The organism is Actinoplanes sp. NPDC051513, assembly GCF_044454685.1.
Classification (GTDB): domain Bacteria; phylum Actinomycetota; class Actinomycetes; order Mycobacteriales; family Micromonosporaceae; genus Actinoplanes.
Map to the genome: position 1 here is coordinate 36,680 of NZ_JBITDW010000035.1, position 14,660 is coordinate 51,339.

The 14,660-nt window shown below is 70.7% G+C and carries 9 protein-coding genes and 3 pseudogenes; 10 read left to right on the plus strand and 2 right to left on the minus strand.

The genetic code is table 11. The annotated features are described in order from the left end of the window. Positions 1–26 precede the first annotated feature (26 nt). The 10 genes and pseudogenes from ACIA5D_RS47750 to ACIA5D_RS47795 all read left to right on the plus strand — a co-directional run bounded on the left by ACIA5D_RS47750 (position 27) and on the right by ACIA5D_RS47795 (position 13,227). Positions 27–2,573, plus strand: coding sequence for a family 78 glycoside hydrolase catalytic domain (locus ACIA5D_RS47750; RefSeq protein ID WP_396037359.1), 2,547 nt, complete (start codon positions 27–29; stop codon positions 2,571–2,573). After that, positions 2,566–3,921 carry a glycoside hydrolase family 43 protein gene (locus tag ACIA5D_RS47755; protein ID WP_396037361.1) on the plus strand — a complete coding sequence of 452 codons (1,356 nt, stop codon included), beginning with the start codon at positions 2,566–2,568 and terminating at the stop codon, positions 3,919–3,921. Before ACIA5D_RS47750 ends, ACIA5D_RS47755 begins: the two co-directional genes overlap by 8 nt. After that, positions 3,918–5,645 (plus strand): PKD domain-containing protein, encoded by a 1,728-nt coding sequence (locus tag ACIA5D_RS47760; RefSeq protein ID WP_396037362.1) that lies wholly within the window; start codon positions 3,918–3,920, stop codon positions 5,643–5,645. The genes ACIA5D_RS47755 and ACIA5D_RS47760 overlap by 4 nt, the downstream gene beginning before the upstream one ends. Positions 5,646–5,654: 9 nt before the next feature. Further along, a complete protein-coding gene (locus ACIA5D_RS47765; protein WP_396037363.1) occupies positions 5,655–7,355 on the plus strand; it encodes a DUF5605 domain-containing protein in 1,701 nt (566 codons plus the stop codon). A 180-nt stretch (positions 7,356–7,535) separates the two neighbouring features. Then, positions 7,536–7,988: pseudogene (locus ACIA5D_RS47770) on the plus strand (family 43 glycosylhydrolase); the annotation flags it as partial. Then, positions 7,940–8,158, plus strand: a pseudogene (locus ACIA5D_RS47775) (fibronectin type III-like domain-contianing protein); the annotation flags it as partial. The pseudogenes ACIA5D_RS47770 and ACIA5D_RS47775, both read left to right, overlap by 49 nt. 12 nt (positions 8,159–8,170) lie before the next feature. Then, positions 8,171–8,320, plus strand: coding sequence for a hypothetical protein (locus ACIA5D_RS47780; protein WP_396037419.1), 150 nt, complete (start codon positions 8,171–8,173; stop codon positions 8,318–8,320). A 9-nt stretch (positions 8,321–8,329) separates the two neighbouring features. Further along, positions 8,330–9,355, plus strand: coding sequence for a LacI family DNA-binding transcriptional regulator (locus ACIA5D_RS47785; protein ID WP_396037364.1), 1,026 nt, complete (start codon positions 8,330–8,332; stop codon positions 9,353–9,355). 128 nt (positions 9,356–9,483) lie between these two features. Then, positions 9,484–10,671 carry a multidrug effflux MFS transporter gene (locus ACIA5D_RS47790; protein ID WP_396037365.1) on the plus strand — a complete coding sequence of 396 codons (1,188 nt, stop codon included), beginning with the start codon at positions 9,484–9,486 and terminating at the stop codon, positions 10,669–10,671. Between the two features lie 90 nt (positions 10,672–10,761). Continuing rightward, the gene (locus ACIA5D_RS47795) at positions 10,762–13,227 is read left to right on the plus strand and encodes a glycoside hydrolase family 2 TIM barrel-domain containing protein (protein ID WP_396037366.1); all 2,466 of its coding nucleotides are present in this window, start codon (positions 10,762–10,764) and stop codon (positions 13,225–13,227) included. A gap of 135 nt (positions 13,228–13,362) precedes the next feature. On the opposite strand, the pseudogene ACIA5D_RS47800 reads toward ACIA5D_RS47795, so the two are convergent. After that, positions 13,363–13,548 (minus strand): annotated as a pseudogene (locus tag ACIA5D_RS47800) (GntR family transcriptional regulator); the annotation flags it as partial. 18 nt (positions 13,549–13,566) lie between these two features. After that, positions 13,567–14,529: an isopenicillin N synthase family dioxygenase gene (locus ACIA5D_RS47805; RefSeq protein WP_396037367.1), complete on the minus strand. Its 963-nt coding sequence runs from the start codon at positions 14,527–14,529 to the stop codon at positions 13,567–13,569. Positions 14,530–14,660: the final 131 nt, after the last annotated feature.

The window sequence follows — 14,660 nt, forward strand, 5'->3', positions numbered from 1 at the left end:
CCGCCTTCAGCATCAGGAGTCATTTCATGGTTCAGCCCAGCGCACCTCGTTTCGAGCATCGCACCGAGCCCGGCCCGGTGCTCGGGATCGGCACCCCGGTCCCTCGGCTCTCCTGGACCGTCACGAACGCGGAGGAGGGCTGGCGCCAGACGGCGTACGAGGTGCAGGTCGCGGGCGAGGTCTTCACCGTGCGCAGCGCGGAGCAGGTCCTGGTCCCGTGGCCGGCCCGGCCGTTGCGCTCGCGCGAGCGGGCCGAGGTCAAGGTCCGGGCGGCGTACGGCGATGACTGGAGCCCGTGGAGCGAGCCGGCCACGGTCGAGGCGGGCCTGCTGGACGTGGCCGACTGGACGGCGCGCTTCGTCAGCCCGGTCGACCCGGGCGAACGGGCGCCCGTCATCGTGGGCCGCGTCGAGGTGCCCGGGCCGGTCCGCAGCGCCCGGCTGTACGCCACCGCCCACGGCGTCTACGTTCCCACGGTCAACGGCCGCCGCGTCGACGACACCGTCCTCGCGCCGGGTTGGACATCGTACGAGCACCGGCTGCGCTACCACGTCTACGACGTCACGACCCTGATCCGTCCGGGCGAGAACGTCCTGGAGTTCGTGCTCGGCAACGGCTGGTACCGCGGACGGCTCGGCTGGACCAACCAGCGCGCGATCTACGGCGACCGGCTCGCCCTGCTCGCCCAGCTGGAGATCACCACCTTCGACGGCGCCGTCCACGTACTGGCCACCGACGGCACCTGGCACGCCCGGCCGAGCGAGGTCCTGGCCGACGACCTGTACGACGGCCAGACGACCGACCTGCGCCGGCACGACGCACCGGCGACCGGAGTCGAAGTCGTCGACGCCGACCTGACACGGCTCGTCGCCCCGGATGGCCCCCCGATCCGGCCGACCAGCGTGTTGCCCGCCCGCAAGGTGTGGACCTCCCCGACCGGCAAGACGCTCGTCGACTTCGGCCAGAACGCCGTCGGATGGGTTCGCCTGCACGTCCGCGGCCTCCGCGCGGGAACGACGGTCGTGGTCCGCCACGCCGAGGTGCTGGAGGACAAAGAACTGGGCACCCGGCCGCTGCGGTCGGCCCGGGCCACCGACACCTGGGTGCTGTCGGGCCGCGATGAGGTGCTCGAACCGTCGCTGACGTTGCACGGCTTCCGCTACGCCGAGGTCACCGGAGTGCCGGACCTGCGCGCGGAGGACATCGAGCTGGTCGTCGTCGGCTCGGGCCTGCGCCGCACCGGCTGGTTCTCTTCCTCGCACGAACAGCTCAACCAGCTGCACGAGAACGTCGTCTGGAGCACCCGCGGCAACTTCGTCGACCTGCCCACCGACTGCCCGCAGCGCGACGAGCGACTCGGCTGGACCGGCGACATCCAGATCTTCGGGCCGACCGCGACCTTCCTGTACGACACCACCGGCCTGCTGCGCTCCTGGCTGGCCGACCTGGCCGCCGAGCAGCGACCGGACGGCTCGGTGCCGCACGTCGTCCCCGAAGTCGATCGCTCCCCGGAGTTCCGCACGCCCGCGGCGGCCTGGGGCGACGCCGCCGCCGTCGTGCCCTGGACGCTCTACCAACGCACCGGCGACCTCCAGGTGCTCGAACGGCAACTGCCGAGCATGAGCGCCTGGGTCGACAAGGTCGCCGCCCTGGCCGGCCCGGACCGGCTCTGGCGCGGCGGCTTCCAGTTCGGTGACTGGCTCGACCCGACAGCTCCGCCGGAAGACCCCGGCCAGGCCAAGGCCGACCCCGACGTGGTGGCCACCGCCCACTTCGCCCGCTCGTCGTGGATCGTGGCCGAGGCGGCCCGCCTGCTCGGCCGGGCCGCCGACGCGGAGAAATATCGCCTGCTGACCGAAGAGGTACGGGCCGCCTTCGCCCGGGCCTTCGTGACGCCGCAGGGCCGGATCCACTCCGATGCGCAGACCTTGTATGCGCTGGCCATCGAGTGGGATCTGCTGCCGGAGGCTGAGCAGCGCGTGGCGGCCGGGCGCCGGCTGGCCGAGCTCGTGCGCGACGGCGGCTTCCGGATCGCCACCGGCTTCGTCGGCACACCGCTGGTCTGCGACGCGCTCACCAGCACGGGCCACCTCGACGTCGCGTACCGCCTGTTGTTGCAGACGCAGTGCCCGTCCTGGCTCTACCCGGTCACCATGGGCGCCACCACGGTGTGGGAGCGCTGGGACAGCATGCGCCCGGACGGCACCATCAACCCGGGGGAGATGACCTCCTTCAACCACTACGCCCTGGGTGCGGTGGCCGACTGGCTGCACCGCACGGTGGCCGGGCTCGCGCCCGCCGCCCCTGGATATCGGCGCCTGCTCGTGCACCCCCGGCTTACGCCGGAGCTCACCAGCGCGGCGGCCACCCACCTGACCCCGTACGGGAAAGCGTCGGTGTCCTGGCAGCGCTCCGCCGGCCACCTGCGGCTCGACCTGCATGTGCCGGTCGGGGCCTCGGCCGAGGTGCATGTGCCGGGCGCGGAGCAGCCCGTGACGGTCGGGCAAGGGGATCACCGCTGGCTCGTGACCGACCCGGTGATCCGTTCCGAGGTGGCGGTGTCCGATGCCTGAGCCGATCATCCCGGGCTTCTACCCCGACCCGACGGTCTGCCGGGTCGGCGACGACTACTACCTGGCCCACTCCAGCTTCGAGTACTTTCCCGGCGCGCCGATCTGGCACAGCCGCGATCTGCTCCGCTGGACGCAGATCGGCCACATCCTGACCCGCCGCAGCCAGTTCGCCCGCGGCGACGGCCGCCCGTCCTCGGGCATATACGCCGGGACGCTGCGCCATCACGACGGGCGTTTCTGGTACGTCACCACGAACGTCAGCGACTACGACGGCGGTCAGCTGATCGTCACCGCCGACGACCCGGCCGGGCCGTGGAGCGAGCCGGTGCGGGTGCCCGAGGCGATCGGCATCGACCCGGACCTCGCCTGGGACGACGACGGCACGTGCTACCTGACCTGGAAGGCGATGAGCTTCACCGAGGGCGAGGTCGGCATCCTCCAGGCCCCGCTCGACATCTCCTCGGACAAGTTCCTCGCCCCGGCGTACCCGATCTGGCAGGGCAGTGGACTCGCCGCAGCCGAGGGACCGCATCTGTACGCCATCGACGGCCTCTGGTACCTGCTGCTGGCCGAAGGCGGCACCGAGCGCGGGCACGCCGTCACCGTCGCGCGCGGCCCGCACCCGTCCGGACCCTTCGAGGGCTGTGCGGCCAACCCGATCCTCAGCCACCGCAGCACCATCCACCCGGTCCAGAACACCGGCCACGCCGACCTGGTCCGCGCGCCGGGCGGCGGCCGGGCTGCCGTCTATCTGGGCACCCGGCCGCGGGGCTGGACGCCGGGCTTCCACGTCCTGGGCCGAGAGACGTTCCTGGCCGGCATCGACTGGGTGGACGGCTGGCCGGTTTTCGACGAGGACCGCTACGAGGTCCCACCGCTCGACACCGGCTTCATGGAGGTGTTCGGCGACTCGGCGCCGCATCTGCGCTGGGTCGTCGACGGCAGCGGCCTGCAGTGCACCCGGGTGCGCGATCTGCGCTGGTCCGCCGAGGCGACGCTGGACGGCCCGGGCCGCTTCGAGGTGCGCATCGACGACCGGCACGCGTACGGCCTGACCCGCCACCACGACCGGGTCGAGGCGACGGCCCGCGTCGGCGACCTCGGCGCCGTGCTCGCCACGCTCCCCGTCGCGGATGGTCACACGGTCCTGCGGATCGAGGCGGTGCCACCGCCGTCACGCGAGGCCGGGCCCGACGAGATCGTCCTCTCCGCCGGCTCGCACGAGCTCGCCCGCCTCGACGGGCGCTACCTCTCCACCGAAGTCGCGTCCGGGTTCACCGGCCGCATGCTCGCCACCGCCGGGGCTCACGTCCGGTCGGTGGCCTACCACCCCCAGGAGCACGCGTGAAAGCCGTTCTGAGCTCCCTCCTCCTCGCCTCCGGTCTCGTCCTCGTACCGGCCGGCGGCGCGTCCGCCGCACCACCCGACTGCGTTGCGGCCACGCCCGGCGGCCCGGTGCAGGTCACGCCCGGCTGCGTCGACCCGATCTACGCCCACCCCCTCATCGACAGTGAGCAGGATCTGACCACTCCGGTCACGCACCACCGGGTGTCCGGCCACTTCGACGGTACGGACGTCAAATTCACGATCTACCTACCGCCGGCCCAGCAATGGCGGGGCCGCTTCTTCCAGTACACGTACCCGACCTCGACCGAGAACGCCTACGACCGGGCTGTCGCCTTCGGGGCCGCCAGCGGCGCGTACACCGTCCAGACCAGCGGCACGGGCGGCTACCGCCACGACGCCGCGGCCGCGAAGTTCGCCGAGACCGTAGCGGCCGCCTACTACCGGTCCGGTTCCCGGCGGATCTACGGCTACCTGTACGGCCCGTCCGGCGGCTCCTTCCAGACCGTTGGCGCCATCGAGAACACCACCGGAGTGTGGGAGGGTGCCGTCCCGGTCGTGCTCGGCGTGCCCACCTCCATCCCCACCAACTTCTTCGTCCGGGCGCAGGCCCGCATGGTCCTGCGGGACGTGGCCGACCGGATCGCCGACGCCGTACGCCCCGGCGGCTCCGCTAACCCGTACGCCGGCCTGACCTCGGTGCAGGCGGCGATGCTGCACGAGGCCACGAGCCTGGGCGTTCCGCTCAAGGCCTGGGCCGACCCCGACTACGTGCTCGGACTGTCGGCGCCGGACGGCCTGCTCGGCTTCGGCGCCGTGATTCAGCAGCTCGACCCCACGTACGCCGACGACTTCTGGTCCAAGCCCGGCTACCTCGGCACCGAGCAGTCGGCGCTCGGTGACATCGTCCGGGCCGAGCTGGCCCGGACCGGTGACCGCTGGGCCGTCGCGCTGCCCTCCTACTACCGCCACCAGATACCGTCGGCGGGTGAGGGCTACGACGTCTTCGACTCGCTGCGTGGCCGCTATCCGCAACGGCCGTTCCTGGTCGGCCCGGCGATCGCGAACAGCGTGGCCGGTGGCGGCACCTACACCGGCCGGATCAACGGCAAGGTCATCCTGGTCGACAACCTGGTCGACACCGACGCCTATCCGTGGCACGCCGACTGGTACGCCCGGCGCGTCCAGTCCCCGAGCGACTTCCGCCTGTACTACAACGACAACGCCGACCACCTCGAAGGACCGGTCACCGGGACCAAGGCCAGCCGCATCGTCTCCTACGACCCAATCGTGGAACAGGCGCTGCGCGACCTGGCGGCCTGGGCCGAGCGCGGCGTGCGCCCACCGCAGTCCACGCGTTACACGGTGACCGGCGGGCAGGTAAACGTCCCGGCGACGGCCGTACAGCGGCGCGGCATCCAGCCCGTCGTCGACCTCACAGTCCGCGGCCGCGACCGCGTCGACGTCAAAGCCGGCCAGAAGGTCGACTTCCGGGCCCGGGTCGCGACACCGCCCGGCGCCGGAAGGATCGTCTCCGCCGGCTGGGACTTCACCGGATCCGGCACCTTCACCCCGGCCACCACGGGCTTCACCGCCAGCCACCGGTTCACCGAACCCGGCACCTACTACGTGTCCCTCAAAGTGGCCTCGTCCCGGTCCGGCCACGCGGAGTCGTTCGCCATGGCCGAAAACCTGGACCGGGTCCGCGTCGTCGTCCACCCCCGCTGAGGAGTCTCCGTGCTGACCCATTTCATCACCGTTGGGCAGGTGCTCGACGCGCCGGGCGGACGAGCCGTACTGGAACGGTTCCTGCCGCAGGCCGTCGACCGCGCCGACGTCCGCGAGCTTCTCGTCCTGTTCTTCCTGCGGGTCACCCCGGGGCTGCGCGATGACGAGCGGGCCAGGGCGGCGTTCTGGGCCGAGATCGACGCGCTGATGGAGCCGGTCATCCTCCGGCCGCACGCCGCCGCCATCGCACCGTCGCCGGTCGGCGTTTCGGCGCCGCGCGCATCGGCGCCGTGGACCGTCGCAGGCTCACCCACGCGGTGGGGGCTGCTGGAGATCCAGCTGAGCGGGCCGTCGGACGGGAACCCGTTCATCGACGTCGAGCTGACCGCCGAGTTCCGGTGCGGCGAGCGATCCTGGACGGTCGGCGGCTTCTACGACGGCGACGGAACCTACCGGCTGCGGGCGCTCGCCGAAAAGGAGGGGACGTGGCAGTTCGTGACGTCCTCCACGACCCCGGCGCTGGACGGGATCGAGGGCGAAGTGACCGTAGGCCCGGCGGCGCCGGGAGCGCACGGGCCGGTCCGGGTGGACGGCTTCCATTTCACGTACGCGGACGGAACCCGTTACCGGCCATGGGGGACCACCGCGTACGCGTGGAACCACCAGGACGACAAGACGCAGGAGGAGACGCTGGGGACGCTGGCCGCGTCGCCCTTCACCAAGCTGCGTATGTGCCTGTTCCCCAAGCATTTCGTGTTCAACAACGAGGAGCCCGCCCGGTTCCCGTTCCCCAGCTCTTCCGACCATGCGCGGTTCGATACCGAGTTCTTCGCCCGTCTCGACGAGCAGGTGCGCCGTCTGGGTGAGCTCGGCATCGAGGCCGACATCATCCTGTTCCATCCGTACGACAAGTGGGGTTTCTCGGATCTGGGGCCGGCCGTGGACGAGCGGGTGGTCCGGTACGTGGTACGCCGCCTGGCCGGGTATGCCAACGTCTGGTTCTCGCTGGCCAACGAGTACGACGCGGTGCCTGGCAAGACGATCGCGGACTGGGACCGGATCGGTGAGACCGTCACCGCCGAGGACCCGCACGGGCACCTGGTGTCCATCCACAACTTCATCGAGCACTTCGACCACACCCGGCCGTGGATCACCCACGCCAGCATTCAGCACGGCCGGGCCGAGGAGGTCACCGGCTGGCGCGAGCGCTGGGGCAAGCCGGTGGTCATCGACGAGGCCGGCTACGAGGGCGACATCGAGTACGACTGGGGCAACCTGACCGGCGAGGAGATGCTGCGCCGCTTCTGGGAGGGGGCGGTGCGCGGCGGTTACGTCGGGCACGGCGAGACCTACTGGAACGCCGAGGAGAGGATCTGGTGGGCCAAGGGCGGTCAGTTGACCGGCACGAGCCCGCGGCGGATCGGCTTCCTGGCCGAGATCGTCGCCGCCTCACCGACCGGGGTGCTCGAGCCGGTGCCGTCCGACTACGACCTGCCGTGGGCCGGCGTCCAGGACGATTACCTCGTCAACTACTACGGCCTCGGCCGGCCGAGGGAGCGTCATATCCTCCTGCCCCCGGGCCGCTGGCACGTTGACGTCCTGGACACGTGGGAGTGCACCGTCGAGCGGCTGCCCGGCACGTACGAAACTCTCGCGGTCGTACCGCTGCCGGCCAAGCCCTATCAAGCCGTACGGCTGGTGAAGGCCTGATGCGGACGTCCTTCACGCCCGGCCAGGTCTGGCTCGACACCGACGGCAAGCGGATCCAAGCCCACGGCGGGTCGCTCATCGAGGTCGACGGCACCTTCTACTGGTACGGCGAGAACAAGGAGCGGGCCGCACATCCTGCGCCACCCCGGCTCGGGGCAGTACGTGTGCTGGATCAAGGTCATGTCCCCGGCCGGGCAACGCTCGACGGTCCTCGTGGCGGACGACATTCTGGGCCCGTACAAGATGGTCGGGAAAGACTTGAAGCCTTTGGGCATGAACGCCGGGGACTTCGACCTGGTCGTCGATCCGACCGATGGCAAGGGCTACTACTACTACTACTACTACTACTACTACTACTACTTCGAGCGGCTGCACAGCGAGCTGATCTGCGCCGACCTGACCGACGACTACACCGGCGTCACCGGGTATTACTCCACCCACTTCCCCCTGGTGCAACCGCCGTACGTCCGGGAAGCGCCCGCCTATTTCGCCCGGCGCGGCCGGCACTATCTCGTCACCTCGGGCACGACCGGCTACTACCCGAACCCGTCCGAGGTCGCCGTCGCCCCGAGCTACCACGGGCCGTGGACGGTGCTCAACGACCCGCACCCGGACGACCCGAGCCGCAGCTCGTACCAGTCGCAGGTCAGCTCGGTCTTCCGGCACCCGCACAAGCAGGACCTGTACATCGCGCTGGCCGACCCGCCCAGCAGCTCGTCGGGTTCACCCGGGTCGAGCTGGCCGCCGGCGAGAGCCGCCGCGTCACGTTCGAGGTCGACGCCTCGCAACTGGCGTACACCAACCTGGCTCGGGAGGTGGCGGTCGAGCCGGCTCCGGTGGACGTCTTCGTCGGCCTCGACTCCGACGACCGGTCGCTGGTGGGCTCGTTCGCCGTGGTGGGCGCCGCGCGGGTGGTCGACGGCGCCGAGCGGTCATTCCTCTCGCGAGCACGCCCACACCCATAGGATCGGCGGGTGGTCTCGACACCGGACAGCCAGGACGCGCGCCGCGTCACCATCCAGGACGTGGCGCGCGAGGCCGGCGTGTCGGTCTCGGCCGTCTCCAAGGTCGTCCGGGACGCGTACGGCGTCAGCGACGGCATGCGGGAGAAGGTCACGGCCGCCATCGACGCGCTCGGCTACCGCCCGCACACCGGCGCCCGGGCCATGCGCGGCCGGTCGTACACGGTCGGGGTGATGCTCATCGAGCTCTCGTCGCCGTTCCAGCCGCAGATCATCGACGGCATCACGGCCGAGCTCGAGCCCACGCCGTTCCAGGAGATTCTGATCGCCGGCGGCCCGTCGCCCGAGCGGCAGAAGCGCAGCATCGAGGCCCTGGTCGACCGGCAGGTCGACGGGCTGATCGTCATCGCGCCCTGGATGGAGCAGGCGTGGCTCGAGAAGCTCGGCGCGACCCTGCCGACGGTCGTGCTGGCCCGGCACGGCGGTTCCGGCACCTTCGACACGATCGTCGACGACGACTTCGAGGGCGCCCGCCTCATGGTCGACCACCTGGTGGCCCTCGGGCACCGGCGCATCGTGCACACCAGCCAGCCCTCGGGCGGGCTGGAACGCCCGTACGTCCTGTCGCACACGCCACGGCTCGACGGCTACGAGGAGACGATGCGACGGCACGGGCTGGAGCCGGACGTCATCGTCACCAGCTACTCGGAAGAGGGCGGCTACGAGGCCGCCCGGCAAGCGCTGGCCCGTCCCGTCCCGCCGACCGCCATCTTCGCCGGCGCGGACATCGCCGCGCTGGGCGTGCTGCGCGCGGCCGAGGAACTCGGGCTGCGGGTTCCGGAAGACCTCAGCGTCGCCGGGTACGACAACATCTACATGTCGACGATCGGCCGCATCTCGCTGACCACGATCGACCAGTCGGCCCAGCTCACCGGTTCCCGCAGCGCCCGGTTGCTGCTGGAGCGCATCGACGGCCGCACCCGCCCGGTGAACTACCTCATCGCGCCGCGCCTGATGGCTCGCGGCACGACCGCCTGACGCGTCCTTGACGATGGCTTCCCCCAGCGCCTACGCTGACTTGTAGAACGTTGCACGGACTGGCCGGCAACGACCCTCCGGGGGCAGTGCGCAGCCGTTGACCGGTTGCCCGATCGCAAAGGCCCCCGGTGAATTCCGCACGCCGCACCCTGCTCGTGCTCGGCTTCCTCGTCGCGCTCGGCCCGTTCACCGTCGACCTGTACATTCCGGCGTTCCCGCTCGTCCAAGCCGACTTCGGCACGAGCGCGGCCGCCGTGCAGTTCACGCTGACGGCCACCACCATCGGCTTCGCGCTGGGCCAGCTGGCCATCGGCCCGTGGAGCGACGGCATCGGGCGGCGCCGGCCCTTGCTCGTGGCCACTGCCCTGCACGTCGTCGGCAGCCTGGGTGTCGCCGCGGCGCCCACCGTCGAAGTCATGCTCGTCTTCCGGCTGCTGCAGGGCGCCGGAGCAGCCGGCAGCGGCGTCGTGGCCCTGGCCATGGTGCGCGACCTCTTCGACGGCGCCCTGTTCGTCCGGATGGCCGCCCGGCTCGCGGTGGTTACCGGGCTCGCGCCGGTCGTCGCACCCTTCGCCGGCTCGCTGATGCTGAGCCACATGTCCTGGCGGGGCTTGTTCGTCTGCATCGCGTTCTACGGCTTGGCGGTGCTCGCCGTCGCGGCGTTCCTGATCCCGGAGACGGCCCCACCGGTGCGGCGAACGGGGGCGCCGCTCGGGCGTTACCGCGTGCTCCTGACGGATCGCGGCTTCGTCGGCGCCGCCTTCGCCGGTGGTCTGCTGGTCTCCAGCGTCTTCACCTACATGAGTTCGTCGTCGTTCCTCTTCCAGGAGACGTACGGCCTCTCCGCCCAGCGGTACAGCCTGGTCTTCGCGGCGAACGCGGTGGGCTTCGTGATCGGGGCGCAGACGTCAGCGCGGCTGCTCACCCGGATCGGGCCGCGGCGGCTGCTCCGATACGTGCTGCCCTCGCTCGCCGTCCTCGGCTTCACGCTGCTGCTCGTGGCCTTCGCCGGCGAGAACGTGGTGGTGGTGACCCTCGTGACGGCGCTCTACTTCCTCCTGGCGGGCGCCGTCGGGCCCTGCCTGCAGGTGATCGGCATGGCCCCGCACGGGGAGAGGGCCGGGACCGCCGCCGCGCTGATGGGTGCCGCGAACTTCGGCCTTGCCGGCGCGACCGCGCCGGTGGCCGGGCTGCTCGGCGTCGGCTCGATCGGCCCGATCGGCCTGGTCATGGGGCTGACCATGACGGTCGCGGTGGTTGTCTTCTGGGTGTCGGTCCGCGACCGGCGCGAAGCGCGGGCCGCGGCGCACGGCTGACGCTGCGGTGATCACCATTTCTGCCATCCCTACATTGCGGCGTGTAGAACGCTGCACACTCTCAAGGCTCGCGCCTCGAAGGAGGCCCGCATGGCACGCATCCCGTTCAACGCCGACTGGTCGGTCAAACCCAAGGTCAGCAGCTTCTCCGATCTCATCGGCGGCGACAGCTCGGCGCGGACCGTCATGCTCCCGCACGACGCCATGGTGTCGCTGCCACGCTCCGCGACCGCCGGCGAAGGACCCTCCACCGGCTACTTCCCCGGCGGCGCGGTCGAATACAGCAAGGCCCTGCACGTGCCCGAGCAGTGGCGCCGACGGCGCGTCTCCCTGGAGTTCGAGGCGGTCTACCGAGACGCGATGGTCTTCGTCAACGGCTCGTTCGCCGGGCAGCGCCGCAACGGCTACACCACCTTCCGGGTGCCGCTGGACGCCTTCCTGCGCTACGGCGAGAGCAACACCATCCGGGTCGAAGCACGGGCCCACCAGGACTCGCGCTGGTACTCCGGTCTCGGCATCCACCGCGACACCCACCTGCACGTGACCGACTTGGTGCACATCGCCGCCGACGGGCTGCGCATCCACACCCCCGAAGCCGACGACGAAGTCGCGGTGGTCGAATTCGAGGCCACGATCCGCAACGAGGACCTCACCACCCGTACGGTGACGGCCCGCGTGGAACTGCGCGACGACACCGGAGTCACCGTCGCCGCGGCGCAGGTTCCCGTCACCGTCCGGCCGACGACCAGCACGATGTCGGTGACCCGGCTCTACGTCAGTAGCCCCCGCCGCTGGGGACCTGACGACCCGTACCTCTACCAGGCGACGGTACGGCTGCTCGACGGCGACAGCGAGATCGACGCGGCCACGGAACAGATCGGCATCCGCACCCTGCAGATGGACCCGGTGCGCGGGCTGCGCATCAACGGGAAGACCGTGAAACTCCGCGGCGCCTGCATCCACCACGACAACGGCGTCCTCGGAGCGGCCGCCATCACCCGGGCTGAGGAACGCCGCATCGAGATCCTCAAGGCGGCCGGCTTCAACGCCATCCGCAGCTCCCACAACCCGGCCGGCCGCGCCCTGCTGGACGCGTGCGACCGGCTCGGCATGCTCGTGCTCGACGAGGCGTTCGACATGTGGTTCGAGCCGATGAAAGTCTTCGACTACTCGTTGGACTTCCCCGAGTGGTGGGAACGCGACATCGAGGCCATGGTCGCTAAATGCTTCAACCATCCCAGCGTCGTCATGTACTCGATCGGCAACGAGGTTCCCGAAGCCGGCAGCGGGCTCGGCGGCGCGTGGGGCCGCACCCTCGCCGCGAAGGTCCGCCAGCTGGACAGCACACGCTTCGTGACAAACGCCATCAGCAGCTTCTGGGCCGTCAGCGCGGAGATCCTCGACGACTTCAAGCAGGAGCTCTCGGCCCTGCACGCCCGTGGCGTCAACGACGTCATGTCGGCGATGACCGAGATCTTCGATCGCATCACCACCTCGGAGCTGGTTACCGAGCGCACCGCCGAGTCGCACGCGGCCGTTGACGTGGCCGGGCTGAACTACGCCCACCAGCGGTACATCAGCGACGCGCAGCTGTTCCCGAACCGGGTCATGCTCGGTACGGAGAGCAACCCCCGTGAGGTGGCGGCGATCTGGCCCCTGGTGGAAGCGCTGCCGTACGTGATCGGCGACTTCTCCTGGACCGGCTGGGACTACCTGGGCGAAGCGGGTCTCGGGCGCACCGACTACACGACCGACCCGAGCGTGCAGGGCGGCGGCGATCCGGCCTACCCGTGGCTGCTGGCCTGGTGCGGCGACATCGACATCACCGGGCATCGCCGTCCCGCCTCCTACTTCCGCGAGACCGTCTACGGCCTGCGCCACGAGCCGTACATCGCGGTGTTCCGCCCGCAACGACACGGCCAGCGCCGACTCGAGTCGCAATGGGCCTGGAGCGACGCCGTGGCCGGCTGGTCCTGGACGGTGGCGCCGGGCTCCCCGGTGGAGGTCGAGGTCTACAGCGACGCCGATGAGGTCGAGCTGCTCCTCAACGGTGTGCCGGTGGGCCGGTCCCCGGCCGGGCGGGAGCACGGCTTCCGGGCGCGTTTCGACACGCTCTACCAGCCGGGCGAGCTGGTGGCCGTCGCATACCGGGGCGGAACCGAGCAGGCCCGGACCAGCCTGCGGACCGCCGGCCCGGCGCGGCTGGCCGTCGAGCCCGACCGCTCGCGGTTGTCCGCCGACCACCGCGACCTCGCCCATGTCGCGATCGAGCTCCGCGACGGTGACGGCAACCTGGTGCATGATGACGATCGTCAGGTGACCGTCGACGTGAGCGGCGCGGGAGTGTTGCAAGGCTTGGGCGCCGCCCGGCCCGCCACCGAGGAACGCTTCGACGCGAACCATTGCACCACCTTCGACGGCCGTGCCCTCGCCATCATTCGGCCGAGCGGTGCCGGGCCCATCGAAGTGAAAGTCACCAGCGCCCGCCTCGAACCGGTCACCGTGCACCTCGACGCTTCGCTACCCTCTGCCAACCGGGCCCGGGTTGGCGGATGATCCCTCGGTGATCAACAGGAGGGCGGTGCCGCCCGGGCGAAGCAGCTCTGGCTGCAGCAGGTGCAGCGCCGCTGGCAAGGATGCGCCACGGCGCGGCTTCGGGTTCCATGGTGGGGTGCCGCCACGGGCAGGGTCGGGCTGACCTTCGGTGCCTGCACGTTCGCGTGCGAGCGGGTGGACGAAGGTGCCTTTGCCGACGACGGCGTAGGTGATGCGCCGGTGCTGCAGCTCGCGCAGCGCGCGTTGGGCGGTCATGGAGGCCACGCCGTACACGCCGGCTATCTTGTGGGCGGACGGTAGCGGGTCGTTGGGGTTGAGGCGACGCCCGAATGGTCGGCATCAGCCGACCGAGGCCGCGGCCTCCCGCTCCCGGTAGTAGTCGCCGGCCACCACTGACGGATATTCCGTGCCGCCACCGACCGGCGGCGCGAGCGGCATGACGACCCGGTCCATGTCCGTTTCGCAGAAGACGATGAGGCTGATCAGTTCCTCGTTCGGATCGGCGTCCGACGGTGGCAGCACTCGGTGCCGGGTGGAACGCCACCGGTCGCCGGTCCACCGGGCGAGCAGGTCGGCGATGTTGACCGTGAATGTGCCCGGAACGTACGGCGCGTCCGCCCACTGGCCGTCAAGGGTCTGCACCTGGAGCCCGCCGTAGCCCGGCTGCCGGTCGAGGATGGTCAGGATCCCCCAGTCGGTGTGCGGTGCGACCCGGAATTGCCCCTCGAGCGGCGCACCGGTGACCGACAGCGCCGGATAGCGGTTGATGTTGAACGTGTACGGCGCATTCCTGGTCCGCTCGACGAAGTAGCCGGGTTCGAGCCCGAGCGCGGTGGCCAGCCCCTCCAGCAACTCCCGATAGAGGTCCTGGACCTGCGCGGCGTACGCGGTCACCGGCTCGCGCAGGCCGGGCACCTCGGCCGGCCAGACATTCGCCATGAACCAGGCGGGGTCACCGGCCGGGTCCGCACGCCCGAGTGTGAAGGTCTCCTTCAGGTCGGCCTTCTCCGCGTCGGCGACCTCCCCGTAGAACGCGTTCGCCTCCCGGCCGGAAGCTATCCACCCCCGCCCACCGACGCCCGTCGCGTACGCCTGTTTGACGGTGTCGGGCAGCGCGAAGAACGCGCGGGACGACTCACGGATGCGCTCCTTGAGCGCATCGTCGATACCGTGCCCGCTGACCAGGAAGAACCCGGAGTCCTGCATGGCCCGGTCGAGCCGGGCAGCCAGCGCGGCGCGCTCCTCGCCGCCGGCGGCCCGCCACGCGCCAATGTCGAACAGCGGAATGTCCGGTGTCCTCATGAATCACATCCCAGCCAAGGAGGAAAACGTCCAAAGACCCACCCGACCGTACGTGCCGACTGTTACAACAGCCGCCAGCCTGGCCCGCAACACGGCCTTACCTGGCCGCCGGGTGCCCCCCTCCGCGCCTG

What these genes read in the sequence shown, in the direction of transcription:
- ACIA5D_RS47750 (WP_396037359.1), top strand. Translation starts at nt 27, where the DNA reads ATGGTTCAGCCCAGCGCACCTCGTTTCGAGCATCGCACCGAGCCCGGC.
- ACIA5D_RS47755 (WP_396037361.1), top strand. Translation starts at nt 2,566, where the DNA reads ATGCCTGAGCCGATCATCCCGGGCTTCTACCCCGACCCGACGGTCTGC.
- ACIA5D_RS47795 (WP_396037366.1), top strand. Translation starts at nt 10,762, where the DNA reads ATGGCACGCATCCCGTTCAACGCCGACTGGTCGGTCAAACCCAAGGTC.
- ACIA5D_RS47805 (WP_396037367.1), bottom strand. Translation starts at nt 14,529, where the DNA reads ATGAGGACACCGGACATTCCGCTGTTCGACATTGGCGCGTGGCGGGCC.